We start from the raw sequence: 25,780 nt of genomic DNA, 5'->3' as shown, positions 1-25,780 counted from the left end.
GCAACAACCTCCTTGGTTCGCGTTCTTATTATTTTTCTGGATGAGGGGCCAGTCTAGTCAGACGCCGTGACGCAAGGAGTTGCCTTGGCAGCCAGCTTGATGACTGAGCGAGTCAGTCATAAGAATAGTACAAGTGGTGTCAGAGAAGTGCCGCCAATAAAGGCACGGCAAACAGGTTGAGCAAGCCCGTGAGCACCATCACCAGGCCCGCCACCGAGCCCTCTTCGCCGCCGACTTCGCGCGCGCGGCTGACACCCGCACCATGCGCACCCACGCCAAACAATGCGCCACGCGCCAAGGGTGTACGCAGTGGCAACCATTTGAGCAATACGCCGCCGAGCATGGCGCCGAACACACCGGTGAACATCACGAACACCGCCGTCAGCTCCGGCACGCCGCCAAGGTCCGAGGACACCGGCATGGCGAAGGGCGTGGTGATCGAGCGGGGTAACAGCGACATCGTTACCGAACTGTTCAACGCCAGCGCCTTGGCCAGCCCGAACGAGGTGCCGATGGACGCTGCGCTGCCCGCCACCATGCCCAGCAACAATGCCGACCAGTGGCGTGCCAACAAGCGCCGCTGTTGCCAGATCGGCACGGCAAACGCCACGGTAACCGGCCCCAGCACCAGCATCAGCCAGTGGGTGTCGGTGGCGTATTCGGCATAGGCGGTTTTCATCGGCACCGCCACCGCCAGCAGCAGCGCCGGCACCAGAATCAAGGGTGACAGCAGGTAGCGGCCGGTGCGGCTATAGATCCAGCGGCTGAAAATATAGGCGGTCAAGGTCAGGGCGAGCCAGAACACCGGCATCAGCTCAAGCTTCACGGCGCAGGCTCCAGCGGCAGACCATCTCCACGGTGAATGCGGTCACGAGCATCACCGCCAGTGTGCTGAAGCCGATCACCAGCAGGATGCGCCAGCCTTCATTGCGCACCAGGCCGCCGTAGTCAAGCAGGCTCATCAGGGCCGGAATAAAGAACAACAGCATCTCCGCCATCAACACCCCGGCGCCCAGTTGCAGGGCTGCCGGCTTGACTAGGCCACTGGCGAAAGTCGCCAGCAACAGGCCAAGGCCCACCACACCGCCGGGGATCGGCCACGCGAACCACACCGACAGCTGGGTGCCGAGCAGATAAATGGCCAGCAGTACCACCAACTCCGTGAGCAGGCGGCCGAGATGTTTGAAGGTGAAAGGTTTCATGAGCTTTGGGTCCTCGCAGGCGCTCATTTTAATGAGACACGCCCCATACCCACAGCGAATTGTTAGACTGCATGCTATTCCAAACTGGAATCAAGCGATGGAATTCAAACAGCTGCGCAGCTTCGTCGAAGTGATCCACCGCGGGGGCTTTACCCAAGCCGGTAAAACCCTGCACATCAGCCAATCGGCGGTGAGCAAGCAAGTGGCGCAGCTGGAGCAAAGCCTCGGCACACCGCTGCTGGAGCGCACCGGTTCACACATCCGCCTGACCGCCAGCGGCCAAGTGGTATTGCAGCGCGCCGAGGCCATGTTGCGCCTGCAGACCGAGCTGCTCAGTGAGCTGGACGACATGCAACAACTGACGCGCGGTGAGCTGCGCCTGGGCTTGCCGCTGCTCGCGGGCGATACCTTGTTCGCCGGGTTGTTCGCCGAGTACCGCCGTCGCTATCCGAAGGTCTCCATCCAATTGCTCGAAGGCGGCAGCCGCACTATCGAGCAGGCGATTCTCAACGGTGAATTGGACGTGGGCGGCAGCTTGATGCCCAGCGACCCGGCGCTCGCCTGGCAACTCTTCTGTGATGAACCCTTGGACGCCTTGCTGCCAATTGACCATCCGCTGGCCGACAACGCCCAGGTGCGCCTGGAAGAATTGGCGGACACGCCGTTCCTGATGTACCAGCGCAGTTTCGTGCTCAATGACCGGCTGATGCAGGCGTGCCAGCAACTGGGCTTCACGCCCAAGGAGATCGGGCGCAGCGGCCAGGCGGACTTTCTGGTCGCCCTGGTCGCGGCTGGCCAAGGCGTGGTGTTATTGCCCAGCGTAGTTGCCCGTGGGCTGGTGCGACCGGGCGTGGTGCGCCTGACGCTCAAGGCGCCCGACTTCCTGCGCTGGGACATCGCCTTTATCTGGCGTGAGGGCGCCTATCTGTCGAAAGCCGCCCAGGCGTGGCTGGCATTGCTGCGTGAATTCCCGGTCAAGCGCGCAGTGCAGTGACCAACTCGGCCAGCCACGGCTCGGCGTCGGCTTCCGGGGTCACGCTTTCGCTGGCGTCCAGGCGCAGCATCGGCAGTACTTCGCGCACGCCCAGCTCAGCGAACAGTTCGCGCATTTGCTCACCGCCACCGCAGAACGTGTCGCCATAGCTGGCGTCGCCCAGGCCGATCACCGCACCGGGCAGGCCGCGCCAGGCGGCTGGCAGCTGGTCGCGAATGGTCGAGTACAGCGGTTGCAGGTTATCCGGCAGTTCGCCCATGCCGGTGGTCGATGTGACCGCCAGGAACGCCTCGGGGGCAAAGGCCTGCACGTCGGCCAAGGTGGCGCGTGGGTTGTGCCAGGCTTCAAAACCGGCCGCATTGAGGATGCCGGCGGCGTGACGGGCGACTTCTTCAGCCGTGCCGTAGACCGAGCCGGAAAGGATGGCGACTTTCATCAATCTGATCCTGTGGTTGAGCGAAAGCGTGGGATATTAGCAGCTGACGCAACTATTTCAGCGCACACCGTGCGACATTCAAAAGTTGTCATAGAATTCAGACTTTAAAAACATGCGATGGACTGCTCAATGATCAACGCCAAACTGATGCAACTGGTGATTAACGCTTCCAACGACGGCATCGTCGTCGCCGAACGTGAAGGCCAGGACAAGCCGCTGATCTACGTGAACCCGGCGTTCGAGCGCATGACCGGTTACGCCTTGGACGACATCCTGTATCAGGATTGCCGCTTCCTGCAGTCGGGTGACCGCGATCAGCCGGCGCTGATGGCCATTCGTGAAGCCCTCGACAGCGGTGGTTCGTGCCGAGAGATCCTGCGCAATTACCGCAAGGACGGCACGCACTTTTGGAACGAGCTGTCGCTGTCCACGGTGTACAACCAAGCAGACAAGCAAACCTACTTCGTGGGCGTACAAAAAGACGTCACCATTCAGGTAAAAGCGCAACAACGCGTCGCCCAGCTGGAAGCGCAGGTGGCCGAGCTTAAAGATGAGCTGGCGGCGCTCAAGACGACGAGCGGAATTAACAAAGTGTAAAAAATGCAGCCTTTAGGGCGATAATGGCTTTTTAATGCCTCCTCCTTGAGCTACATCAATGCACCGCGACGCTCTACTGACGCAGGACGAGCTGGATTTTATCCAGGACATGCAGCACAACCCGCAGCTCAACCTGCGGGATGCCTGGTCGAGCCTGACGGTCAATGGCGGTGCGCAGATTCGCGATTTGCTCACGCGGCTGGCCGCGCACGACCATGTCACCATCCAGGCGCAGTTCGATAACCAGCAACTGACCTTCCCGCTGCACCTGGTGGAAGACGAGTTTCATGCGGTGCATCTGCGCCTGGGCGTGCCGAGCATTTTTGAAGACGGGCCGATGATCCGCCCCTGGCGCCTGGCCCTTGAAGCACCCGTGGCGTTGGAAAACGTGCGGGGCAACCCTGCCGCGCTGTGGGTGCATGAAGTGTCATTCAAGGGTGTGCTGGTGGAGATTCGCGGGCGGGTCAAACCGCCGAAAACCTTTTCCCTGTGGTTCAGCCCGTCCGGTTACGAGCGTATTGCCTTGCGCGGCACGCTGGAACGGGAAACCGCGCGAGGCCTGTTCGCTTATCGCTTGAGCCAGAGTGACGCGGATGAGATCGAACGGCTACGCCAGTTCATTCTGCATCAGCACCGGTTGGTCCATCCGCACGTACACGCCTGAAATCAGCTATCCAGGCTACCTGCGAGAAACTGCTGCAAGCGGCTCTGCATCTGGCGCCCTTCACTGCCCAGACAGCCGATGGGCGAGCCGGCCAGGTCCTGCTCGGCCAGGTCCGCTGCGGCACCGGCCAGCAACAGCGGGCAATCCAGGGTCAGCGCCAGGCGACTCAGGCGCGCTGCCAGTTCATGGTTGTGCGCATGATTGGAGAAAATCACCAGCGCCTGGGGACGGATCTTTTCACACACCAGTGTCAGCTCATCAAACGGCTGGCCCATGCCCAGCACTTTCACCGGCGTGTTCTCGTGGCTGAGCATCAGCGCCGCCACCAGCAGTTCCAATTTACGGCATTCGCCCGGCATGGCCGCCAGTAACACCCGCGGCGCCAGAGAGCTGCTCGCAAGTCTTAAGCGCTCAAAGGTATGCATGCGCAGGAAGGTGTCGTAAAAAAGCCATTCACTGGCCTGGCCGAAACGGCCCTGGTGGCGCAGCAGGTCACCCCACAGCGGCATAAAGATGTCCTGGAATGCGACGCTCAGTGGGTAAGTCGCAAAAACCTGGCCGTAAAGGCTCTCCAACTGACGGTCGTCAAAGGCGCTGACCGCGTTCAGCAAACGCGCCCGCCACTGTGACCACTCATGTTCGTCGACGCCATTGCCCTCGGCATGAAGTGCCACAGCCTGCTGATCGTCGCGTGCGAGGATCTTGCCGACCTTGCTGACGGCCACGCCACGCTCAATCCAATCGAGAATGCGATTGATGGTCACAATATCGGCACTGGAATAGAGCCGATGCCCGCTTTCGGTGCGTGTCGGCTGGATCAGGCCATAACGACGCTCCCAGGCACGCAGGGTGACCGGGTTGACACCTGTCATTCTCGAGACATCACGAATCGGGAACAGCTCATCCGGGTCAGAGACGTGAGCCTGGTTCATTTCGCGAGTTTGAGCAGTCATTTCAGACATCAGAGATCGCAAACATCCATCTAAGTGTGGATCCCATTTAACGCTTTTAGACTTGTCCTTTTCAAGGGCTGGCCTGTCAGACCAATGCCACTGGTGTATTTCTTGAAAACAGGAATAATCCTTGCCTGTTTTTTGGTGATGACCTTACCCGGTCGCCACCTGTGTGCGCCGCCTACCCGGCTCAGCGCACCTGATTACTTGGAGATACACAATGTCTACCTCTCCCGTCACCTTGATGGTTGCGCGCCGCGTGGCCAAAGGGCGCTATGAAGAATTGATGGCCTGGCTGCGCGAAGGCGAGCAATTGGCCACTGACTTCCCCGGCTACCTGGGTTCCGGTGTGCTTGCGCCGCCGCCCCATGATGATGAGTTTCAGATCATCTTCCGCTTCGCCGATGAAAAAACCCTGCATGCCTGGGAGTTCTCCGCCTCGCGCAGCGCCTGGCTAAGCCGTGGCAGCGAACTGTTTGCCGACCCGTCCGAGCATCGCGTCAGCGGCATCGACGGCTGGTTCGGCGCCGTGGGCGCACGACCACCGCGCTGGAAACAGGCGGTAGCGATCTGGCTGGCATTTTTCCCGGTGTCGCTGTTGTTTAACTTCGGCCTGGGGCCGCTGCTCAGCGAGCTGGACATGTTCCCGCGTGTGCTGGTCAGTACCCTGGCACTCACGCCATTGATGGTGTACTTCTTTATTCCGCTCTCGACCCATCTGCTCGCAAGTTGGTTGCATCCAACGCCCACGCCCAAGGCTACCCAAGCCCCTGCGTGAGTACAGGGGCGGCCGGTCGCTGGTATAGTTTCAGCCTGCCAGCGACTCGAGCCTCCCATGACGGTAACCAACGCCCCGATCCTGATCACCGGTGCCGGCCAGCGTGTCGGCTTGTATTGTGCCGAGCGCCTGCTGGACGAAGGCCACAGGGTGATTTTCAGCTACCGCAGCCAACGCCCGGGCGTTGAGGCCTTGCGTGAGCGTGGTGCGCTCGGCGTGTTTGCCGACTTCTCCACTGAGGCCGGGATTCTGGCCTTTATCGCCGAACTGAAAACCCATACCGACAGCCTGCGTGCGATCATCCACAACGCCTCGGCGTGGGTTGCGGAAACGCCCGGCGACGAAAGCCGCGCCTTCACCGATATGTTCAGCGTGCACATGCTTGCGCCGTACCTGATCAACCTGCATTGTTCACCTTTGCTGCAACGCTCGACACCGGCCGATATCGTGCACATCAGCGATGACGTGGTGCGTAAGGGCAGCCGCCAGCACATCGCCTACTGCGCCACCAAGGCCGGCCTCGACAGCCTTACACTGTCGTTTGCCGCGCAGTTCGCGCCGCTGATCAAGGTCAACGGCATCGCGCCGGCGATGGTGATGTTCAACGAAGGCGACGACGCGGCGTACCGAACCAAGGTGCTGGCCAAGTCGGCGCTGGGTATCGAGCCTGGGCCTGATGTGATCTACCAGAGTGTGCGCTACCTGCTGGACAACCCGTATGTCACCGGAACCACCCTGACCGTCAACGGCGGGCGGCATATCAAGTAAGCCGTTTGTGAGGATGTTGTATGACCTTGTCCCTGCCCCAACACTACCGCGAGATCCTCAAAGGCCTGGGCGAAGACCCGGAGCGCGAAGGCTTGCTCGACACCCCCAAGCGCGCCGCCAAGGCCATGCAGTACCTGTGTCATGGCTATGAGCAAAACCTGGAAACCATCGTCAACGGCGCCTTGTTCGCCTCCGATAACGACGAGATGGTGATCCTCAAGGACATCGAGCTGTATTCGCTGTGCGAACACCATTTGCTGCCCTTTATCGGCAAGGCCCACGTGGCCTATATACCGACCGGCAAGGTGCTGGGCCTGTCGAAGCTGGCGCGCATTGTCGACATGTACGCGCGGCGCCTGCAGATCCAGGAAAACCTCACGCGGCAGATCGCCGACGCGATCCAGCAGGTCACCCAGGCCGCAGGCGTGGCGGTGGTGATCGAAGCCAAGCACATGTGCATGATGATGCGCGGCGTGGAGAAACAGAATTCAACCATGAACACCTCGGTGATGCTCGGCGCGTTCCGCGAGTCGAACACCACGCGCATGGAGTTCCTGCAACTGATCGGACGGAGCAAGTAGCAATGCCACAACTTCAACCAGGCATGGCGCGCATCCGGGTCAAGGACCTGTGCCTGCGCACCTTTATTGGCATCAATGAAGATGAGATCAACAACAAGCAGGATGTGCTGATCAACCTGACCATCCTGTATGCCGCACAGGAAGCTGTGCGCGACAATGACATCGACCACGCACTGAATTACCGCACCATCACCAAGGCGATCATTGCCCACGTCGAAGGCAATCGCTTTGCGCTGCTCGAACGTCTGACGCAAGAGTTGCTGGACCTGGTGATGAGCAATGAGTCAGTGCTGTATGCCGAAGTCGAAGTGGACAAGCCCCATGCGCTGCGCTTTGCCGAGTCGGTGTCGATAACCCTCGCTGCCAGCCGCTGATAGTTAAGTGAGCCTTATGAACGATCAACAACGCCTCGAACTCGAAGCCGCCGCCTTTCGCCGGTTGGTGGCCCACCTGGACAGCCGCAAGGATGTGCAGAACATCGACCTGATGAACCTCTCGGGCTTTTGCCGCAACTGCTTATCCAAGTGGTACAAGGCCGAGGCCGACGAGCGCCACATCGAGCTGAGCCTCGATGACGCCCGCGAAGTGGTGTACGGCATGCCGTACGCCGAGTGGAAAGCCCAATACCAGCAAGAAGCCAGCGCCGACCAACAGGCGGCGTTCGCCAAAGGAAAACCCCATGACTGATCTGAACACCCTGCGCGCCAGCCTCAACAGCGGCGAACATGTTTTTGCCGACACCCTGGCCTTTGTGGCTGCCGGTTACGACTACCAGCCGCAGGCTTTTACCAATGGCGGCGTAGAAAACGCTGCTGGCCAGAACGAAGGTTCGTGCAAGACCTTGGGCCTGGCGCTGCTGGAAGGCTTGAGCGATCAGGAAGCGTTGCTGGCGTTTGGTGAGCATTACCGTTCGGTGGTGGCGACGCCAGAGGGCAGTGATCACGGCAATATTCGCGCGCTGATTGCCCATGGTTTGGCCGGTGTGAAGTTCACCGCACAGCCCCTGACCCGTAAACCCTGAGACAGATACAAATCAAAATGTGGGAGCGGGCTTGCTCGCGAAAGCGGTGTATCAGAGAAATATTCTTTGACTGACACTCCGCATTCGCGAGCAAGCCCGCTCCCACATTTGATCTGTGTTGCCCCTAAACCCCGGGCATAAAAAAACCGACCTCTCGGCCGGTTTTTTCATTTCAACGGGTTTAGAACGAAGCGTCCTTCAAACCGTCGAGGTAACGCTCGGCGTCCAGCGCCGCCATGCAACCGGCGCCGGCCGAGGTGATGGCCTGGCGGTACACGTGGTCAGCCACGTCACCGGCGGCGAAGATACCTTCGATGTTGGTCGCAGTGGCGTTGCCTTCACGGCCGCCCTGTACAACCAGGTAGCCGTCTTTGGCTTCGAGCACGCCTTCGAACAGGGACGTGTTCGGGGTGTGGCCGATGGCGATGAACACGCCGTCGACTTTCAGCTCGTCGAAGCTGCCGTCGTTGTTTTTCAGGCGAGCGCCGGTCACGCCCATATTGTCGCCCAGGACTTCGTCCAGGGTGGCGTTGAGCTTGAGGATGATCTTGCCTTCAGCCACACGGGCGTGCAGCTTGTCGATCAGGATCTTCTCGGCGCGGAAAGTCTCACGGCGGTGAACCAGGGTCACGGTGCTGGCGATGTTGGCCAGGTACAGCGCTTCTTCCACGGCGGTGTTGCCGCCACCGACCACAGCGACCGGCTTGTTGCGGTAGAAGAAACCGTCGCAGGTCGCGCAGGCGGAGACGCCTTTGCCCATGAACGCTTCTTCCGATGGCAGGCCCAGGTAACGGGCGCTGGCGCCGGTGGCGATGATCAGCGCGTCACACGTGTAGACACCGCTGTCGCCGGTCAGGCTGTAAGGCTTTTTCGAGAAGTCGACCTGGTTGATGTGGTCGAAAACGATCTCGGTTTCAAAGCGCTCGGCGTGCTCTTTCATACGTTCCATCAGCACCGGGCCGGTCAGGCCGTGCACATCGCCCGGCCAGTTGTCGACTTCGGTGGTGGTGGTCAACTGACCGCCCGCCTGCATGCCGGTAATCAGCAGCGGCTTGAGGTTGGCCCGGGCAGCGTAGACGGCAGCGCTGTAACCGGCAGGGCCGGAACCGAGAATAATCACTCGCGAATGACGGGTATCAGACATGACTCACTCCTATCGACCGCCCGGACTACAAGGCAGCTGGAATAAAAAAGGACCGCGAAGCACTTGGGGAAGGCTTGAACTCGCAGGCCCTGAAAATAATGGGTGCAGCGTATAGAGGGGGGCAAGATTAAGGAAATACGGAATAACAATCCAGCTCATAGGTGGTCTCTATGCAGTCGACGCGGTTAATCGACACCCTGGTTACCTAGATGTTACCGCTGATGTCGCCGCTTTCGCCGAACAAGCAAAGCCGGTAAGGTCGGCGCGTTCGTCTTCCTGCTCGGAGTTCTCCATGCCTGCCCCTGCTCTTTCTGGCCCGCAATACCTGCGTGAAGGCCTAAAACTGGTGTTGAGCCCTGGCCTGCGCCTGTTTGTGCTGCTGCCGTTGGCGATCAACCTGGTGCTGTTCGTCGGTTTGATCTATTTCGCCGGCCATCAGTTCAGCCTGTGGGTCGACACCTTGATGCCGACGCTACCCAGTTGGCTGAGTTTCCTCAGTTACATCCTGTGGCCCTTGTTTGTGGTACTGGTGGTGTTGATGGTGTTTTTCACCTTCACCATGCTGGCCAATATCATTGCCGCGCCGTTTAACGGTTTTCTCTCGGAGAAAGTCGAGGTAGTGGTGCGCGGCACCGATGACTTCCCCGCCTTCAGCTGGGGCGAGTTGATTGCCATGGTCCCGCGCACCCTGGCGCGGGAAATGCGCAAACTGGGTTACTTCCTGCCACGCGCCATCGGCCTGTTTATCCTGTCGTTCATTCCGGTGGTCAACCTGATCGCCGCGCCGTTGTGGCTGCTGTTCGGCGTGTGGATGATGGCGATCCAGTACATCGACTACCCGGCGGATAACCACAAGCTGGGCTGGAACGAAATGCTCGCCTGGCTGCGCCAGAAGCGCTGGCAGAGCATGAGCTTTGGCGGCATTGTTTATCTGGTGCTGCTGGTGCCGGTGGTCAACCTGCTGATGATGCCGGCTGCCGTCGCGGGAGCCACGTTATTCTGGGTACGTGAGCAAGGCGCCGAGGCGATGGCGCGGCAGGCGATAGCCAAGTCATAAATCCATCATCCTAGCGTCACAATGACGACATGGCCCACGGTGACACTGTGGGTCATGACGACAGCCTCGCTCCACATCACCCTGATTACCGAAACCTTCCCGCCGGAAATCAATGGGGTGGCCAATACCCTTGGCCGCCTGTGTGAGGGTTTGCGCGCGCGTGGCCATCATGTCGAATTGGTACGCCCACGCCAGGGTGTCGACCAGAGCCGACCCAGCGACGATGGATTACTGTTGTGTCGCGGCTGGCCACTGCCGGGTTACCCGGGGCTGCAATGGGGCCAGTCGTCGATGCACAAGTTGCTGCGGCGCTGGACGCGCCAGCGCCCGGACGTGCTGTACATCGCCACTGAGGGGCCGCTGGGGCTGTCGGCGCTACGTGCGGCGCGGCGCCTGGGTATCAGCGTGGTCAGCGGATTTCACACCAACTTCCAGCAATACTCCAATCAATATGGCTTGAGCCTGCTCAGCCGCATGGTCACCCATTACTTGCGCTGGTTTCACAACCGCTCGACCCTGACCCTGGTGCCCAGCGCCAGCCAGCGCCTGGAGTTGGAGCGTCGCCACTTCGAGCGCCTGGGCATGTTGTCACGCGGCGTCGACAGCCAGTTGTTCCACCCCGCCAAACGCGATAACGCGTTGCGTGAAAGCTGGGCGCTCAACAACGACCAGATCGCCGTGTTGCATGTGGGCCGCCTGGCACAGGAAAAAAACCTGGGGCTGCTCAAGCGCTGCTTCGAAACCTTGCAGGACACCTACCCGCTGCGCCAGATGAAACTGATCATCGTCGGCGACGGCCCGCAGCGGGCGACGCTGGAAAAGGAACTGCCCGAGGCGATTTTCTGCGGCACCCTGCGCGGTGAAGAACTGGCGCGGCACTACGCGTCCGGCGATGTGTTCCTGTTCCCCAGCCTGACCGAAACCTTCGGCAACGTGGTGCTGGAAGCCATGGCCTCGGGACTGGGTGTGGTGGCGTACGACCAGGCCGCCGCGACCCAGCATATTCGCCATGGCTACAACGGCGTGCTCGCAATGCCGGGGGATGAGGATGCGTTTTGTGACGCCGCCAACTGGCTGCTGGAAGATGCGGAGAGTTTGCGCCGTATGCGCTTGAATGCTCGCCAACATGCAAGCCGCCAGGGTTGGCCGGCGATTATCGAGCAGTTTGAGCGTCAATTGCGCGGGGTGTGCGGCGAGCGGACGGTGATTGCAGGGGAGTCGCGTTTGATCTGAGGCCAGTGTTGACCGTTAGATCGCAATCGCGGGCAAGCCCGGCTCCCACATTGGAACGCATTTTCCTGTGGGAGCCGGTTGCCCGCGATGGCGTCGAAGCAGACGCTACACCAGGCTGGTCAACGCCTCACGACTGAACGGCAGAATGTCGCCCTCACGGCCTTCGCGCACTTTCACGGCCCAATCCGGGTCCACCAGCAGGGCACGGCCCACGGCAACCAGGTCGAATTCCTCGTTGTTCAGACGCTCCAGCAGTTTTTCCAGGCTGGCCGGTTGGGCGACCATGTCGGTGTTGACCATGAACTGCAGGAACTCGCCATCCAGGCCCACACTGCCGACGGTGATGGTCGGCTTGCCGGTGAGCTGGCGGGTCCAGCCGGCCAGGTTGAGGTCGGAGCCTTCGAATTCCGGCTCCCAGAACCGACGCGTGGAGCAGTGGAAAATATCCACACCGGCGTCCGATAACGGCTTAAGGAACTCACCCAGCGCCTCGGGGGTTTGCACCAGGCGCGCGGCGTAGTCCTGCTGCTTCCATTGAGAGAAGCGCAAGATGATCGGGAAGTCCGGGCCGACGGCGGCGCGGGTGGCCTGGATCAACTCGATGGCAAACCGCGAACGGTTGGCCAGGCTGCCGCCGTATTCGTCAGTGCGCTGGTTGCTGCCTTCCCAGAAAAACTGATCGACCAGATAGCCGTGGGCGCCGTGGATCTCCACGCCATCCATGCCGATGCGCTGGGCATCCTTGGCGGCTTGGGCGAAGGCGCTGATCACGTCCTTGATGTCTTGATGGGTCATGCCGTGAACGACGACAGTGCCGTCTTTGAGTTTCTCCATCGGGCCGTAGGCCGGCACGCTGGCGTCAGGCTCGGTGCCGATACGGCGCACGCTGCCCACGTGCCACAGCTGCGGGACGATCTTGCCGCCTTCGGCGTGTACGGCGTCGACCACTTTCTTCCAGCCGGCCAGCGCGGCCTCACCGTAAAAATGCGGGACGTTCGGGTAGCCATTGGAGGCCTGATGATCGACCACGGTGCCTTCGGTGATGATCAGGCCCACACCGGCGGCGGCGCGGCGACGGTAGTACTCGATGACTTTGGAATTGGGTACGCCGCCCGGTGAGAACGAACGGGTCATGGGCGCCATGACCACACGGGTGGACAGTTGCAGTGCACCGAGCTGGAAGGGTTTGAACAGAGCTTGGACGGGCATGGGGCACTCCACATAAGAGGGATTTATGATGTGGATAATATGAGCCGCGCAATGTACTGGGTAGCACTATTGATCTGGGTGATTAAGGGGTAAAAGCGGGACGCTGAGCGTCCGGGGCGGCATTCCCACGCAGAGCGTGGGAACGATCAAGCTGCACCAAAGGTGTTCAGCTCAGGGCTTTTTCGATGGCCTGTACGATCGTCGGATCATCCGGTGCGGTGCGCGGCGAGAATCGCGCCAGTACACGACCGTCCTTGCCGAGCAGGAACTTCTCGAAATTCCAGGTGATATCCCCGGGAAACTCAGCGCCCTCGCCCGCCAGCAGGCGATACAGCTGATGGCGATCGTGGCCGTTGACGTCAAGCTTGCTGCCCAACGGAAAGGTCACGCCGTAGTTCAGGCTGCAGAACGCCTGAATTTCTTCTTCGGTGCCCGGCTCCTGGCCTGCAAACTGGTTGCACGGCAGGCCAAGCACAGTAAACCCCTGGCCTTTGTACTGCTGATAAAGGTTTTCCAATGCCGCATATTGCGGGGTCAAACCACATTTGGAGGCCACGTTGACCACCAGCACCACTTGCCCCTTGAAGGGCGCCAGCGGCAGCTCTTGTCCGTCCAAAGCTTTGAGTTTCAGGTCGTGGAAAGCACTCATGACGAACTCCAGATATCCCATGTTCTTCGCGTTGCGGCTGTACGAGATTACAGACCACAAGCCTGCAATCATAGACGCCGATTGAAAAACTCGCCCGCCGGTTACTGCGCGGTCGGCCAGGGCAAAATCGGAATCGCGGTGACCGCATTCTGCGGGCTGCCTTCGATCAGACGGTCGCTGTAGACCAGGTACACCAGGGTATTGCGCTTCTTGTCGAGGAAGCGCACCACCTGCATGGTCTTGAACACCAGCGAAGTGCGCTCCTTGAACACTTCGTCGCCATCCTTGAGCTCGCCCTTGAAGTGAATCGGGCCGACCTGACGGCAGGCTATCGACGCTTCAGCGCGGTCTTCGGCCAGGCCCAGGCCGCCTTTGACGCCGCCGGTCTTGGCACGCGACAGGTAACAGGTCACGCCGTCGACCTTGGGGTCATCAAACGCCTCGACCACTATGCGGTCGTTGGGGCCGACAAACTTGAACACCGTCGACACCTGGCCGATTTCTTCGGCCGAGGCCAGCAACGGCATGGCCAGCAGCAGGCCGAGCAATCCTTTCATGACACGCATCGTGTATTTCCTTTATTCAGACCAGGATCAGGTTATCGCGGTGAACCAGTTCCGGTTCGGCCATGTAACCCAAGAGTCCGACAATCGCGTCGGACGATTGTCCAATAATCTTCTGGGCTTCCAGTGCGCTGTAGTTGGCCAGGCCACGGGCGATCTCGCGACCATCGGGCGCCACACACACCACCATCTCGCCACGGCGGAAGCTGCCCTGCACCAACTTGACGCCGACCGGCAGCAGGCTCTTGTTGCCCTGGGACAAGGCTGACACAGCACCGTCGTCCAGAACCAGCGTGCCACGGGTTTGCAGATGACCGGCCAGCCACTGTTTGCGCGCCGCGAGCATGCCGCGTTCCGGCGACAGCAGCGTACCGATGCGCTCACCGGCCTTGAGGCGGTCCAGCACACGCTCCAGGCGCCCACCGACGATGATGGTGTGCGCGCCGGAACGCGCGGCCAGGCGCGCCGCACGCAGCTTGGTCTGCATGCCGCCACGGCCCAATGCACCGCCGACACTGCCGGCCACGGCGTCGAGCGCCGGATCATCGGCGCGGGCTTCGTAGATAAGCTGGGCGTCGGGGTTGTTACGCGGGTCAGCGTCAAACATGCCGTCGCGGTCGGTGAGGATCACCAGCAGGTCGGCTTCCACCAGGTTGGCGACCAGCGCGGCCAGGGTGTCGTTATCACCGAAGCGGATTTCGTCGGTGACCACCGTGTCGTTCTCGTTGATCACCGGGATGACCTTGAGCTCAACCAGTGCGCGCAGGGTGCTGCGAGCATTGAGGTAACGCTTGCGGTCGGACAGGTCGTCGTGGGTCAGCAGGATCTGCGCCGTGTGGCGGCCGTGCTCGGCGAAGCTGGATTCCCAGGCTTGCACCAGGCCCATTTGGCCGATGGCGGCGGCGGCTTGCAGTTCGTGCATCGCGCTGGGTCGCGCGGTCCAGCCGAGGCGGCTCATTCCGGCGGCAACGGCCCCGGACGAGACCAGCACCAACTCGACACCGGCCTCATGCAAGGCCACCATCTGCTCGACCCAGACGCTCATGGCTGCGCGATCCAGACCTTTGCCATCCGCCGTCAGCAGCGCACTTCCGATCTTTACGACCCAGCGCTGCGCACCTGTCACTTTGCTCCGCATCATCTTCAACCTTAGATAGAGGGCCGCGCGACCCAGCGCTGGCCATAACGTTATATCCGGATACTAAAACGCCGCTCTGTAAGGAGCGGCGTTCAAGTTTACTGCAACGAATCAGTCGCGCACGTAAATGATTTCCGGACCGTCTTCATCATCCACGTCTTCTTCGTCCCAATCGTCGTCGCCGATGTCATGGACCGACTTCACGCCGCTGCGGCGCAGGGCACGCTGGTCGTCCAGAGCCTGCAGCTGGGCGCGGGCTTCGTCTTCGATCTGCTGGTCGAGTTCGGCCAGTTCGGCCTTGAATACCGGGTCGGCCGCCAGGCGGTCGGCGCGGTCTTCGAGGTAGCGCATGATGTCGCGGGTCAGGCGCTCGGTGCCTTCTTTGGCGATGGCCGAGATCACATAGACCGGGCCTTCCCACTCCAGACGGTCAACGATTTCCTTGACGCGTTCTTCGTGCTCTTCTTCGAGGATCTGGTCGCACTTGTTCAGCACCAGCCAGCGGTCACGCTCGGCCAGGGCCGGGCTGAACTTGGTCAGCTCGCTGACGATCACTTCGGCGGCATCCGGTGCGCTGGTGTCATCCAGCGGCGCCATGTCGACGAGGTGCAGCAGCAAACGGGTACGCGACAAGTGCTTGAGGAAGCGAATCCCCAGGCCGGCACCGTCGGAAGCGCCTTCGATCAAGCCGGGAATGTCGGCGATCACGAAGCTTTTCCAGCGGTCTACGCTGACCACGCCCAGGTTTGGCACCAGGGTGGTGAACGGGTAGTCGGCGACTTTCGGCTTGGCGGCCGAGACCGAGCGGATGAAGGTACTTTTACCGGCGTTCGGCAAGCCCAACAGGCCCACGTCTGCCAGTACTTTCATCTCCAGCTTGAGGTCACGCTGCTCGCCGGGCTTGCCCGGCGTGGTCTGGCGTGGCGCACGGTTGGTACTGGACTTGAATCGGGTGTTACCCAGACCGTGCCAGCCGCCCTGCACAACCATCAGTTTCTGGCCGGCCTTGGTCAGGTCGCCAATCACTTCCTGGGTCGCAGAGTCGATGATCGTGGTGCCGACCGGTACGCGCAGTACCAGGTCTTCGCCTTTTTTACCGGTGCAGTCGGTGCTGCCGCCGTTGGAACCACGCTCGGCATCGAAGTGCCGGGTGTAACGGTAGTCGACCAGGGTGTTGAGGTTTTCGTCGGCCATCATGTAGATGGAACCGCCGTCGCCGCCGTCACCGCCGTTTGGGCCACCGTTTTCGATGAATTTTTCGCGACGGAAACTCATGCAACCGTTACCGCCGTCGCCTGCTTTTACTCGGATGGAAACTTCATCAACGAACTTCATAACAAAACGCCTCTCGTCGCATGGACGAGCTTAAGAAACCAAGACATAAGACTCTTGCAAAAATGAGCGCAGCGACCTCAGAAAACGACCGCACATCCAGCGCCTGAGCCCATCACAAACAGCTTTGCAAGAGACTCACTCCACAAACGAAAAAGCCCCGTCGCGAGACAGGGCTTTTCCAGCGATCGCGCAATTAAGCGGCGACAACGCTCACGTAACGGCGGTTGAACGCGCCTTTTACTTCAAACTTGATCACGCCTTCGATTTTAGCGAAGAGGGTGTGATCTTTACCCATGCCAACACCGTAACCGGCGTGGAATTGGGTGCCGCGCTGACGCACGATGATGTTGCCCGGAATGATTTTCTGGCCGCCATACATCTTAACGCCAAGGCGTTTGGCTTCTGAGTCGCGACCGTTACGGGTACTACCACCAGCTTTTTTGTGTGCCATGAGTCAATTCTCCTAGTGAGGAATTAGGCTGAAATTAAGCCTGAATACCGGTGATTTTGATCTCGGTGTACCACTGGCGGTGGCCCATACGCTTCATGTGGTGCTTACGACGACGGAACTTGATGATGCGGACTTTATCGTGACGACCTTGGGAGATCACTTCAGCCACAACGGTAGCGCCAGCAACAACTGGAGCGCCGATGTTCACGTCATCGCCATTAGCGACCAACAGAACGCGATCAAAGGTAACGGATTCGCCAGTAGCGACTTCCAGTTTTTCGATCTTCAGGTATTCACCTGGGGCGACCTTGTATTGCTTGCCACCAGTAACAATTACTGCGTACGACATGGTATTTCTCCGATAATCCTGCTCACCCAGCGCTTTATAAGAAAAGGTATTGGCTGGCATGGCTGCATGGGATGGACGTCCCGAATGCAATTGCGTAAGGCAGGTGCTGCCCAGGAAGTTCAGGGTGCGCGATTGTACGCAAGCTGTAGATGCCTTGCAAGGGGCCGCCAGTCGCCTTGAAAGCGTAGCGAGCGAAGGGAAGACAACGAAAAAACAGGCGAGGAAGCGGAGTTTACGGGTTGTAAATGAGCATTCCGAGCCTGTTTTTGACGCAGGATTGCGCGCGTAGAGCCGAAGGCTCCAAGCCTGCAGTAGCTTTCATGGTGACTGGGCGCGCCTTGACACTGCGGGGTCAGGGTCCTAGCATGCCGCGCAACCCTTCTGGAGCGACTGTCGCTGATGCAACCCCAAGCTTTCTACCGCGCGGTCGCGGACGATTTTAGCGCCGTCGACGGCATCATCAAGCAGCAGCTGACGTCTAAAGTGCCGCTGGTCTCCAAAATTGGCGACTACATTACGTCGGCGGGCGGTAAACGCCTGCGTCCTTTATTAGTGTTGCTGTGTGGCAAGGCACTGGGCCGCGAAGGCGATGACCTGCGCCTGCTGGCCGCCACTATCGAATTCCTGCACACCGCCACCCTGCTGCATGACGACGTGGTCGACATGTCCGGCATGCGCCGTGGCCGCGAGACGGCCAATGCGATGTGGGGCAATGCCCCCAGCGTACTGGTAGGCGACTTCCTGTACTCGCGCTCGTTCGAAATGATGGTCGAGCTGGGCTCGATGCCGGTGATGAAGATTCTTTCACAAGCCACGCGCATCATCGCCGAAGGCGAAGTGTTGCAGCTGTCCAAGGTCCGCGACGCCAGCACCACCGAAGAAACCTACATGGAAGTGATTCGCGGTAAAACCGCGATGCTCTTCGAAGCATCCACCCACAGCGCCGCCGCCCTCTGTGGCGCAACGGCCGAACAGGCCGAAGCCCTGCGCACCTTCGGTGATCATCTGGGCGTGGCATTCCAACTGGTCGACGATCTGCTCGACTATAAGGGCGACGCCGAAACCCTGGGCAAGAACGTCGGTGACGACCTGGCCGAGGGCAAGCCGACCTTGCCGCTGATCTACACCATGCGCGAAGGTACGCCGGAACAGGCCGCCCTGGTGCGCAAGGCGATCCAGAAAGGCGGAATTGAAGACCTCGAAGCTATCCGTGCAGCGGTAGAAGCCTCGGGTTCGCTGGAATACACCGCACAGTTGGCGCGCGACTATGTGGCCCGTGCCATCCAGTGCCTGGACGCCCTGCCAGCCAGCGAATACCGGGACGCCTTGGTTGAGCTGAGTGAGTTTGCGGTCGCCCGTACGCACTAAAGACTCTTTGCAGAGCTGGCTTATGTGGGAGCGGGCTTGCTCGCGAATGCGGTAGATCAGTCAGCTATGAAGTGACTGACACACCGCATTCGCGAGCAAGCCCGCTCCCACATTTGGTTCACCATTCCCAACTCACTCCCCGCTCTCAGCACAAAACCCTATATAATGTGCGACTTTTAGCCACCCTGACTCTCAAGGAGCTTTAGTGAGCACGTTGCCACCCTGCCCAAAATGCAATTCCGAGTACACCTACGAAGACGGCGCCCAGCTGATCTGCCCGGAATGCGCCCACGAGTGGTCCGCCAATGGCGAGGCCGAAGTGGCGGGCGACGAAACCGTGAAGAAAGACTCTGTGGGCAATGTCCTGCAAGACGGCGACACCATTACCGTGATCAAGGACCTCAAGGTCAAGGGCACGTCACTGGTGGTCAAGGTCGGCACCAAGGTCAAGAACATCCGCCTGTGCGACGGCGATCACGATATCGATTGCAAGATCGACGGTATCGGCCCGATGAAACTCAAGTCCGAGTTCGTGCGCAAAGTCTGAACCTGCTGCATCCATCCCGCGCCCGCCGCGGGATGGCGTTTTGCCCTCCGCGCTGACCTGTCTCAATATCCACACAGAAAAACCAGGAAACCGCCAATAGGCACTTGCTATTCTACGAATAAGAATTATTCTCATTGAAACCCATCAAGGAGAACCACCATGACTTATTTGATAGATGCCTGGCTGGATCGCCCACACCCTTACCTGCGGATCCTGCATCGGGAAACCGGCGAAGTTTGTGCGGTGCTGGAAGAAGAAGCCTTGAGCGAACTGCAGGACCAGGGCGACCTGGACGTCAACGGCTTGAGTTCGAGTGAACCTGGGGTGCTGAAGGAGGTGGTGCGTAATCTGTTTCTGTTCTGCTATGCCAGAGCGTTGCGCCCGGCGACGGAGCTCAATGGCAAGTTCCACCCATGAACCACCGCGCAAAACCTGAATGCACCGGCTTCATGTGGGAGCCGGGCTTGCCCGCGATACAGGCGACTCGGTCAAACCCGCTACCGAGGTGATGCTATCGCAGGCAAGCCAGCTCCCACACAGAGCCAGGCGCAATCAACAGGCCTTACAGAACGTCGAGCAGCTCAACGTCGAACACCAGAACGCTGTGCGGCGGAATGCTGCCAACGCCTTGGGCGCCGTAAGCCAGTTCGCTCGGCACGTACAGGCGCCATTTGCTGCCGGCATTCATCAGTTGCAGGGCTTCGGTCCAGCCAGCGATCACGCCGCCCACCGGGAATTCTGCAGGCTGGCCGCGCTCGTAGGAGCTGTCGAACACAGTGCCGTCGATCAGGGTGCCATGGTAGTGAGTACGCACCTGGTCTTCACGAGTCGGCTTGGCGCCGCTACCGGCGGTCAGCACTTCAAATTGCAGGCCGGAAGCCAGGGTGGTGATGCCTTCACGCTTGGCGTTTTCAGCCAGGAACTCCAGGCCGGCGCCAGCAGCCGCTTCGGCCTTGGCTGCCGCTTCGGCTTGCATGATTTCACGGATCACTTTGAAGCTGGCCGCCATTTGCTCTTGATCAACACGGCTTGGCTTGCCGGCGAAGGCGTCGGTCAGGCCAGCCAGGATGGCGTCGATGCTCACGCCCGGTGGCGGGTTGTCGCGCAGTTGGTCGCCCAACTGACGGCCGATACCGTAGCTGACGCGGGTTTCGTCGGTGGACAGATTAACTTCGGACATGAAGAGGCTCCGCTGTAGGGCAGCACGGTTTCCCGTGCCATCCAGAACTAAAAGGGCCCGCAGACTAGCACACAAGAGCCGCCTCTGATCAGCCCCCCGGCTGCCGCCTTCAGAGGATCCAACCTTGCAATAGCGACCCTTCGTCGCACCCGTAAGAAATGTATTTCAGAATCACCCCCCGCCGCCGATACAGCGCTACAAACTTTGGCTGGCTCAAACAACAACACCGTCCAGCAGACACACATCATTCTTGCGGAGCATTCGATGAATAGCTGGTTCGGCAACATCAGCGTCAACCTCAAACTCGGCCTGGGCTTTGGCCTGGTGCTGGTCCTCACCTCGATCCTGGCCCTGACCGGCTGGACCAGCCTGGGCGGCTTGATCGACCGCAGTAACTGGATGAGCGACATCACCCAGCTCAACGCGTCCCTGACCAAGCTGCGCATCGTGCGCCTGCAATACATGCTGGCCAATGGCGACGAAGCCGTGGCACAGAACGTCCAGACCAGCCTTGACGCCTTCGCCGCCCAGCAACAGAAACTGCTGGACAGCTTCAAGAGCCCGGAAAATCGCAAATTGCTCACCGAGCAGAAAGCCGTCATCACGGCTTACCAGCAGTCGCTGAACAAAATGCGTGAGGCCTACCGTAACGGCAATGCCGCGCGCCAAGTGATGGGCGACAAGGCCGACATCGCCAACGGGCAGATCGACGCACTGGAGACCGGCGTGCAGCAAGCGCCCGACAGCCCGGAGCGCTTCGCCCAGTACCAGGCTGTGACGCACGCCAAGGAAGAATTCCACCTGGCGCGCTATGAAGTGCGTGGCTACACCAACTCCCCCAGCGCAGAAACCGAAGCCCGCGCTGCGGCTCAAATCGAGAAAGCCATCAGTGGCTTGAAAGGCCTCAGCAGCTTATTTGGTTCAAGCCAACAAAGCGCACTGACGTCGCTGGAAACCGCACTTGGCGCCTATCGCAGCGCCGTACAGAGCTACAAGGCCGCCAACGCCAACATCGTCAGCGCCCGCGCCGAAATGACCACCCAGGGCGCCGATATCGTCACCATCAGCGACAAGCTGTACGACATTCAGCTCGATCGCCGTGACGCCGAAAGCACCCAGGCCCGCAGCCTGCAATTGATCAGCACCTTGCTGGCGTTGCTGGTGGGCATCATCGCGGCCCTGGTCATCACCCGCCAGATCACTCGCCCGATCCAGGACACCCTGGCCGTGGTGGAGCGTATCGCTTCCGGTGACCTGAGCCACAATATCCAGGTGACCCGCCGCGATGAACTCGGCGTATTGCAGCAAGGTATCCAGCGCATGGGCACCACCCTGCGCGAGCTGATCAGCGGTATTCGCGACGGCGTAACCCAGATCGCCAGCGCCGCCGAAGAACTCTCGGCCGTGACCGAGCAGACCAGTGCCGGCGTGAACAGCCAGAAGATCGAGACCGATCAAGTCGCCACCGCGATGCATGAAATGACTGCCACCGTGCAGGAAGTCGCGCGCAACGCCGAGCAAGCCTCGCTGGCCGCCGCCGACGCCGATGGTCAAGCCCGCGCCGGCGACAAAGTGGTGGCCGAGGCCATCGCCCAGATCGAACGCCTGGCCGCCGAAGTGGCGCGCTCTACCGACGCCATGACGCACCTGCAGCAAGAGAGCAACAAGATCGGCAGCGTGATGGACGTGATCAAGGCCGTGGCCGAGCAGACCAACCTGTTGGCGCTCAACGCGGCAATTGAAGCGGCGCGTGCCGGTGAAGCCGGTCGTGGCTTTGCCGTGGTGGCTGACGAAGTGCGTGGCCTGGCCCAGCGCACACAAAAATCCACCGAGGAAATCGAAGGCCTGGTCGCCGGTTTGCAGAACGGCACCCAGCAAGTGGCAACGGTGATGAATAACAGCCGCAGCCTTACCGACAGCAGTGTCGAGCTGACGCGCAAGGCCGGTGTATCGCTGGAGAACATCACCCGTACCGTGTCGAACATCCAGTCGATGAACCAGCAGATTGCAGCGGCCGCCGAGCAGCAGAGCGCTGTGGCTGAAGAGATCAGCCGCAGCATTGTGAACGTGCGCGATGTGTCGGAGCAGACCGCTACTGCGAGCGATGAGACGGCTAAATCGAGCGTGGAACTGGCGCGTTTGGGCAGCCAGTTGCAGCAGATGGTCAGTCATTTCCGGGTGTAAAAAACTAAAGCGAAAAAACCAAAAAGCCGCCTCGGTTCAAGCCGAGGCGGCTCCACTTCTCAGACCTTAAAGGTCATCGAAGCTGTCCCGCAGGAATACCCAGACGTGATAAACACGCAGGGCATTCACTACGAGGTTCCACGTACGTCGTGCAAACTTAGACATACCCGGCCCTCCTTGAGTTGGGCCTTACCTCCAGCGCACTTACCGGAACATGTGAGCCTTCAGACGCGGGTCGATTGCGCCTTTTGAGGCAGCCGGGCTAATGGTCCTTCCGCATCAATCCGGCACGGATTACTAGCCCGTGGCGGTCGGTCCAGAATTCGCGCGCATACCCGGCTCACCTGAAAAGCAACAAACGCAGAACGGGGAAGATCCTAACCAACATTCCCGTCTAAGGTGTGTCGAATAGTGGTCAAATATCCAGTATCGACCGATAGATTCATTGCAAGCTTTTGCAGCCAAATCGGGCAAGAGAAAAACACCTAAAGTATCCATGCTGGCGACGGTTCCGTCTTGCGTGACGACATGACCGGCGGTAGTATCTGGCTGCGGGTCGATTGCGTCTTTTGAGATAGCAACCCAGCCACTCACTGGGTTTGCAATAAAAAACCGCCCTACTAAGGCGGTTTTTTATTGCCTGCGATTTACCCTTCAGCCCTCGCCTTCCTCAACAAACACCAACCGATTCCCAAACGGGTCCTTGATGCTCATCTCCCGCGAGCCCCAGGGCGTTTCTTCAACCCCAGGCTTGGCATACCGGTAGCCCTTGGCCAGCAACTGCTGCTGGTAGCCGTCCACGCCTTGTGCCTGAATCCGCACCGCCGCACCCGGCGAAGCATCGCCATGGTGTTCGGATAAATGCAGCACGCATTCGCCCAACGACACCTGTAGGTACAACGGGAAATTCGCCTCGAAACGGTGCTGCCAGTCAATCTTGAACCCGAGGAAGTCGACGTAGAACTCCAACGCTTTGGACTCGTCGAATATGCGCAAAATCGGGGTGACTTTTCCTAAGTGCATGGCAACCGCTCCCTGTATGAATGCGCCCACTATAGAGACGAAAACCCGCCACGCAAATCGCCATTGCGCGCGAGGAACAACCCCGGCCGCTGACCATTGGCCTGCCCCTCGCTATAGCTCAGCACGCCATTGACCCACACGCCATCAATCCCCTCGGCGGCGCGTTGCGGTTCTTTGAAGTCCGCCACATCACGCACGCGCAACGGGTCGAACAACACCAGGTCGGCCCAGTGCCCCTCACGAATTTCTCCACGCTCGGCCAGCCCAAAACGCGCCGCCGACAACCCGGTCATTTTGTGCACCGCCGTGTGCAGTGGAAACAACCCCACATCGCGGCTGAAGTGCCCCAGCACCCGTGGGAACGCGCCCCACAAACGTGGATGGGGAAACGGGTCTTCCGGCAAACCATCCGACCCCACCATCGACAACGGATGCGCAAGAATACGCCGTACATCCGCCTCATCCATTCCGTAGTACACCGCCCCAGCCGGTTGCAGGCGACGTGCCGCATCCATCAGCGAAACGTCCCATTCGGCAGCGATGTCCTGCAGGTCGCGCCCGCCGACCTCCGGGTGCGGTGTTGACCAGGTAATCGTGATACGAAACGCGTCGGTGACCTGTTTTAGATCCAGCGTCGACGAGCTGGCGGCATAGGGATAGCAATCACACCCGACCGGATGGGTTTTCGCTGCCAACTCCAACGATGCCAACAGTTGCGGACTGCGCCCCCAATTGCCCGCACCGGCACACTTGAGGTGGGAAATGATCACCGGTGCCTGCGCATGTCGGCCAATCAGAAATGCCTCATCCATCGCCTCCAGCACCGGTTCGAATTCGCTGCGCAAATGCGTGGTGTACACCGCACCAAACGCCGTGAGTTCCTCACTGAGTTGCAGCACTTCATCGGTCTCGGCATTGAACGCGCTGGCGTAGGCCAGGCCTGTGGATAACCCTAGGGCACCCGCCTGCAGACTCTCCTGCAACTGCACGCGCATGGCGGCAATTTCGCCGGGGGTGGCGGTGCGGTGCAGGTCGTCCATATGGTTGCTGCGCAATGCGGTGTGGCCGATCAATGCGGCTACGTTGACCGCCGGATGGGCCTGCTCCACCGCCGCGCGATAGTCGGCAAAACGTGGATAGGCGAATGCTTCACGCGCCCCCAGCAGGTTCATCGGGTCGGGCGGATCATTGCGCAAACTCACTGGCGATGCACTGATGCCGCAGTTGCCGACAATCACCGTGGTCACGCCCTGGCTGAGCTTGGGCAGCATCTGCGGATGGCGGATCACCACCGTGTCATCGTGGGTGTGCACGTCGATAAAACCCGGCGCCAACACGCGGCCACTGGCGTCGATTTCCTGCTCACCGGTTGCGCTCGACAAATCGCCAATGCGCTCGATGCGCCCGGCGCGCAGCCCCACATCGGCGACATAGCCCGGCGTGTTGCTGCCATCAATGATCAGCGCCTGGCGGATCAGCGTCTCGTACTTCATTTCAGTCTCCAAGCGGCAGGCTGTCGGGGCCGCCGCGATAATCGTCGAGGGCCAGCTTGATCCGGCGCAGGCGTTCCTGGTTGTCGTCCGGCCGGGCCAGCGCCAGCTCGGTGGCGAGCAGATCGATGGCCAACAGCATGCCGTAGCGCGCCGCAGTGGGCTTGTAGATAAAACTGGTTTCGGCCGGTTGCAGCGGCAGCAGTACGTCCGCCAATTCGGCCAGAGGGGAGTCGGCCAGGGTGATGGCGATGATGGGCGCATCGTAGCTACGCGCTAGCTTCACCACGTCCAACAGTTCTGGCGTCAGCCCGGTGAGCGAGCACACGATCAGCGCCTGCTCCGGGCCTAAAGTGGCCGCCGTGACCCGCATCATCACCGGGTCGTGGCTGGCGGCAATCGGGTAGCCCAGGCGTACCAGGCGCACCTGCAATTCGTCACTGCACAGGCTCGATGGGCCGCCCATGCCGAACGCGTGAATCATCCGCGCCTTGCCCAACAGGCTGACCGCATCAACAAAACTGGCCTGGTTAAAACCCGACAGGTGCTGACGCAACGTCGCTTCGATATCGCCCAGAATCTGCCGGTGAAACGCCGACTGTTCCGGCAACCCGGCCGGGTCGAGGAAGCGACTGCCCACGCCACTGGCCTGGGCCAGTTGCAGGCGCAAATCGCGTAAATCGCGGCAACCGACGCTACGGGCAAACCGCGACAAGGTTGCCGTGCTGACCTCGGCCCGTTGCGACAACGCTTCCAGACTGGCCGACGCGGCAAAGCCCACGTCATCGAGCATCAGCTTGGCGATACGGCCTTCACCGGCGCTGAACGAATCCTGACGGGCGCGGATCTGGTAGAGGATGTCCATC

Annotated in this window: 31 protein-coding genes; 15 read left to right on the top strand and 16 right to left on the bottom strand. The window is 60.4% G+C overall.

The annotated features are described in order from the left end of the window. Positions 1–139: 139 nt before the first annotated feature. Together BFP92_RS18210 and BFP92_RS18205 are read right to left on the bottom strand one after the other, a co-directional pair. Entirely contained in the window at positions 140–826 is a 687-nt protein-coding gene (locus BFP92_RS18210) for an LrgB family protein (RefSeq protein ID WP_065930536.1), read from the bottom strand. Beyond that, positions 816–1,202: a CidA/LrgA family protein gene (locus tag BFP92_RS18205; RefSeq protein ID WP_065930535.1), complete on the bottom strand. Its 387-nt coding sequence runs from the start codon at positions 1,200–1,202 to the stop codon at positions 816–818. Before BFP92_RS18205 ends, BFP92_RS18210 begins: the two co-directional genes overlap by 11 nt. Before the next feature lie 97 nt (positions 1,203–1,299). Between BFP92_RS18205 and BFP92_RS18200 the strand changes: the two genes are divergently transcribed. Then, a complete protein-coding gene (locus BFP92_RS18200) occupies positions 1,300–2,196 on the top strand; it encodes a LysR family transcriptional regulator (protein ID WP_065930534.1) in 897 nt (298 codons plus the stop codon). On the opposite strand, the gene BFP92_RS18195 is transcribed toward BFP92_RS18200, so the two are convergent. Then, positions 2,177–2,632: a flavodoxin gene (locus BFP92_RS18195; RefSeq protein WP_017135084.1), complete on the bottom strand. Its 456-nt coding sequence runs from the start codon at positions 2,630–2,632 to the stop codon at positions 2,177–2,179. The two genes, BFP92_RS18200 and BFP92_RS18195, sit on opposite strands and share 20 nt — an antisense overlap. A gap of 129 nt (positions 2,633–2,761) precedes the next feature. Here BFP92_RS18195 and BFP92_RS18190 point away from each other — a divergent pair, with 129 nt between their 5' ends. Then, positions 2,762–3,229: a PAS domain-containing protein gene (locus tag BFP92_RS18190; protein ID WP_065930533.1), complete on the top strand. Its 468-nt coding sequence runs from the start codon at positions 2,762–2,764 to the stop codon at positions 3,227–3,229. Between the two features lie 58 nt (positions 3,230–3,287). Continuing rightward, a complete protein-coding gene (locus BFP92_RS18185) occupies positions 3,288–3,893 on the top strand; it encodes a hypothetical protein (RefSeq protein WP_056858332.1) in 606 nt (201 codons plus the stop codon). A 2-nt stretch (positions 3,894–3,895) separates the two neighbouring features. On the opposite strand, the gene BFP92_RS18180 is transcribed toward BFP92_RS18185, so the two are convergent. Continuing rightward, a complete protein-coding gene (locus tag BFP92_RS18180; protein ID WP_139114085.1) occupies positions 3,896–4,846 on the bottom strand; it encodes a MerR family transcriptional regulator in 951 nt (316 codons plus the stop codon). Positions 4,847–5,066: 220 nt separating this feature from the next. Here BFP92_RS18180 and BFP92_RS18175 point away from each other — a divergent pair, with 220 nt between their 5' ends. Genes BFP92_RS18175 through BFP92_RS18150 form a run of 6 tightly spaced genes read left to right on the top strand, consistent with a single transcriptional unit; the run spans position 5,067 to position 7,994 of the window. Further along, positions 5,067–5,624 (top strand): putative antibiotic biosynthesis monooxygenase, encoded by a 558-nt coding sequence (locus BFP92_RS18175; protein ID WP_065930531.1) that lies wholly within the window; start codon positions 5,067–5,069, stop codon positions 5,622–5,624. Positions 5,625–5,681: 57 nt separating this feature from the next. After that, positions 5,682–6,392, top strand: a complete 711-nt coding sequence (folM, locus tag BFP92_RS18170; protein ID WP_065930530.1) for a dihydromonapterin reductase — start codon at positions 5,682–5,684, stop codon at positions 6,390–6,392. A gap of 20 nt (positions 6,393–6,412) precedes the next feature. Beyond that, on the top strand, positions 6,413–6,973 hold the full coding sequence (folE, locus tag BFP92_RS18165) for a GTP cyclohydrolase I FolE (RefSeq protein ID WP_056858336.1): 561 nt from the start codon (positions 6,413–6,415) through the stop codon (positions 6,971–6,973). Between the two features lie 2 nt (positions 6,974–6,975). Beyond that, the gene (folX, locus tag BFP92_RS18160) at positions 6,976–7,347 is read left to right on the top strand and encodes a dihydroneopterin triphosphate 2'-epimerase (protein ID WP_017135091.1); all 372 of its coding nucleotides are present in this window, start codon (positions 6,976–6,978) and stop codon (positions 7,345–7,347) included. Between the two features lie 16 nt (positions 7,348–7,363). After that, positions 7,364–7,660, top strand: coding sequence for a DUF1244 domain-containing protein (locus BFP92_RS18155; protein ID WP_017135092.1), 297 nt, complete (start codon positions 7,364–7,366; stop codon positions 7,658–7,660). Next, the gene (locus tag BFP92_RS18150; protein WP_056858337.1) at positions 7,653–7,994 is read left to right on the top strand and encodes a HopJ type III effector protein; all 342 of its coding nucleotides are present in this window, start codon (positions 7,653–7,655) and stop codon (positions 7,992–7,994) included. Before BFP92_RS18155 ends, BFP92_RS18150 begins: the two co-directional genes overlap by 8 nt. Positions 7,995–8,175: 181 nt before the next feature. Here the strand turns inward: BFP92_RS18150 and trxB are convergent, their stop codons facing one another. After that, on the bottom strand, positions 8,176–9,138 hold the full coding sequence (trxB, locus tag BFP92_RS18145; RefSeq protein ID WP_010206474.1) for a thioredoxin-disulfide reductase: 963 nt from the start codon (positions 9,136–9,138) through the stop codon (positions 8,176–8,178). A gap of 292 nt (positions 9,139–9,430) precedes the next feature. Here trxB and cysZ point away from each other — a divergent pair, with 292 nt between their 5' ends. Together cysZ and BFP92_RS18135 are read left to right on the top strand one after the other, a co-directional pair. Beyond that, a complete protein-coding gene (gene cysZ / locus BFP92_RS18140; protein WP_065930529.1) occupies positions 9,431–10,195 on the top strand; it encodes a sulfate transporter CysZ in 765 nt (254 codons plus the stop codon). 54 nt (positions 10,196–10,249) lie between these two features. Next, entirely contained in the window at positions 10,250–11,428 is a 1,179-nt protein-coding gene (locus BFP92_RS18135) for a glycosyltransferase family 4 protein (protein ID WP_065930528.1), read from the top strand. 105 nt (positions 11,429–11,533) lie between these two features. Here BFP92_RS18135 and BFP92_RS18130 read toward each other — a convergent pair whose 3' ends face one another. The 7 genes from BFP92_RS18130 to rplU all read right to left on the bottom strand — a co-directional run bounded on the left by BFP92_RS18130 (position 11,534) and on the right by rplU (position 17,122). Beyond that, positions 11,534–12,637, bottom strand: coding sequence for an NADH:flavin oxidoreductase (locus BFP92_RS18130; protein ID WP_065930527.1), 1,104 nt, complete (start codon positions 12,635–12,637; stop codon positions 11,534–11,536). 166 nt (positions 12,638–12,803) lie between these two features. Beyond that, entirely contained in the window at positions 12,804–13,286 is a 483-nt protein-coding gene (locus BFP92_RS18125; protein WP_065930526.1) for a glutathione peroxidase, read from the bottom strand. A 101-nt stretch (positions 13,287–13,387) separates the two neighbouring features. Then, entirely contained in the window at positions 13,388–13,852 is a 465-nt protein-coding gene (locus tag BFP92_RS18120; RefSeq protein WP_017137940.1) for a CreA family protein, read from the bottom strand. A 16-nt stretch (positions 13,853–13,868) separates the two neighbouring features. Further along, on the bottom strand, positions 13,869–14,987 hold the full coding sequence (gene proB / locus BFP92_RS18115) for a glutamate 5-kinase (protein ID WP_026013771.1): 1,119 nt from the start codon (positions 14,985–14,987) through the stop codon (positions 13,869–13,871). A gap of 111 nt (positions 14,988–15,098) precedes the next feature. Further along, positions 15,099–16,322: an Obg family GTPase CgtA gene (gene cgtA / locus BFP92_RS18110; RefSeq protein WP_016976186.1), complete on the bottom strand. Its 1,224-nt coding sequence runs from the start codon at positions 16,320–16,322 to the stop codon at positions 15,099–15,101. 193 nt (positions 16,323–16,515) lie between these two features. Beyond that, positions 16,516–16,773 (bottom strand): 50S ribosomal protein L27, encoded by a 258-nt coding sequence (gene rpmA, locus BFP92_RS18105; protein WP_003176049.1) that lies wholly within the window; start codon positions 16,771–16,773, stop codon positions 16,516–16,518. A gap of 34 nt (positions 16,774–16,807) precedes the next feature. Then, a complete protein-coding gene (rplU, locus tag BFP92_RS18100; RefSeq protein ID WP_007950961.1) occupies positions 16,808–17,122 on the bottom strand; it encodes a 50S ribosomal protein L21 in 315 nt (104 codons plus the stop codon). A gap of 399 nt (positions 17,123–17,521) precedes the next feature. Here rplU and BFP92_RS18095 point away from each other — a divergent pair, with 399 nt between their 5' ends. The 3 genes from BFP92_RS18095 to BFP92_RS18085 all read left to right on the top strand — a co-directional run bounded on the left by BFP92_RS18095 (position 17,522) and on the right by BFP92_RS18085 (position 19,454). Further along, positions 17,522–18,490, top strand: a complete 969-nt coding sequence (locus tag BFP92_RS18095) for a polyprenyl synthetase family protein (RefSeq protein ID WP_056858342.1) — start codon at positions 17,522–17,524, stop codon at positions 18,488–18,490. Positions 18,491–18,695: 205 nt separating this feature from the next. Further along, positions 18,696–19,037 (top strand): zinc ribbon domain-containing protein YjdM, encoded by a 342-nt coding sequence (locus tag BFP92_RS18090; RefSeq protein ID WP_003230858.1) that lies wholly within the window; start codon positions 18,696–18,698, stop codon positions 19,035–19,037. A 159-nt stretch (positions 19,038–19,196) separates the two neighbouring features. Further along, positions 19,197–19,454 (top strand): PA4570 family protein, encoded by a 258-nt coding sequence (locus BFP92_RS18085; RefSeq protein WP_056858344.1) that lies wholly within the window; start codon positions 19,197–19,199, stop codon positions 19,452–19,454. A 145-nt stretch (positions 19,455–19,599) separates the two neighbouring features. Here the strand turns inward: BFP92_RS18085 and BFP92_RS18080 are convergent, their stop codons facing one another. Beyond that, a complete protein-coding gene (locus tag BFP92_RS18080) occupies positions 19,600–20,217 on the bottom strand; it encodes a BamJ family beta-barrel-assembly machinery protein (RefSeq protein ID WP_065930525.1) in 618 nt (205 codons plus the stop codon). A 264-nt stretch (positions 20,218–20,481) separates the two neighbouring features. On the opposite strand from BFP92_RS18080, the gene BFP92_RS18075 reads away from it, so the two are divergent. Continuing rightward, complete coding sequence (locus BFP92_RS18075; protein ID WP_065930524.1) at positions 20,482–22,401, top strand: methyl-accepting chemotaxis protein; 1,920 nt, start codon at positions 20,482–20,484, stop codon at positions 22,399–22,401. Between the two features lie 654 nt (positions 22,402–23,055). Here BFP92_RS18075 and BFP92_RS18070 read toward each other — a convergent pair. The 3 genes from BFP92_RS18070 to BFP92_RS18060 are packed head-to-tail and all read right to left on the bottom strand — an operon-like array spanning position 23,056 to position 25,779. Continuing rightward, entirely contained in the window at positions 23,056–23,424 is a 369-nt protein-coding gene (locus BFP92_RS18070) for a glyoxalase superfamily protein (protein ID WP_065930523.1), read from the bottom strand. 29 nt (positions 23,425–23,453) lie between these two features. Continuing rightward, a complete protein-coding gene (locus tag BFP92_RS18065) occupies positions 23,454–24,917 on the bottom strand; it encodes an N-acyl-D-amino-acid deacylase family protein (protein WP_065930522.1) in 1,464 nt (487 codons plus the stop codon). A gap of 1 nt (position 24,918) precedes the next feature. Further along, complete coding sequence (locus tag BFP92_RS18060; RefSeq protein WP_065930521.1) at positions 24,919–25,779, bottom strand: MurR/RpiR family transcriptional regulator; 861 nt, start codon at positions 25,777–25,779, stop codon at positions 24,919–24,921. Between the last annotated feature and the right edge of the window lies 1 nt (position 25,780).

Origin of the sequence: Pseudomonas sp. 58 R 3 (genome assembly GCF_900006605.1) — a bacterium.
GTDB classification, from domain to species: domain Bacteria; phylum Pseudomonadota; class Gammaproteobacteria; order Pseudomonadales; family Pseudomonadaceae; genus Aquipseudomonas; species Aquipseudomonas salomonii.
Note: the sequence above shows the minus strand (reverse complement) of the source record. Positions and strands in the feature narration are given on the sequence as shown.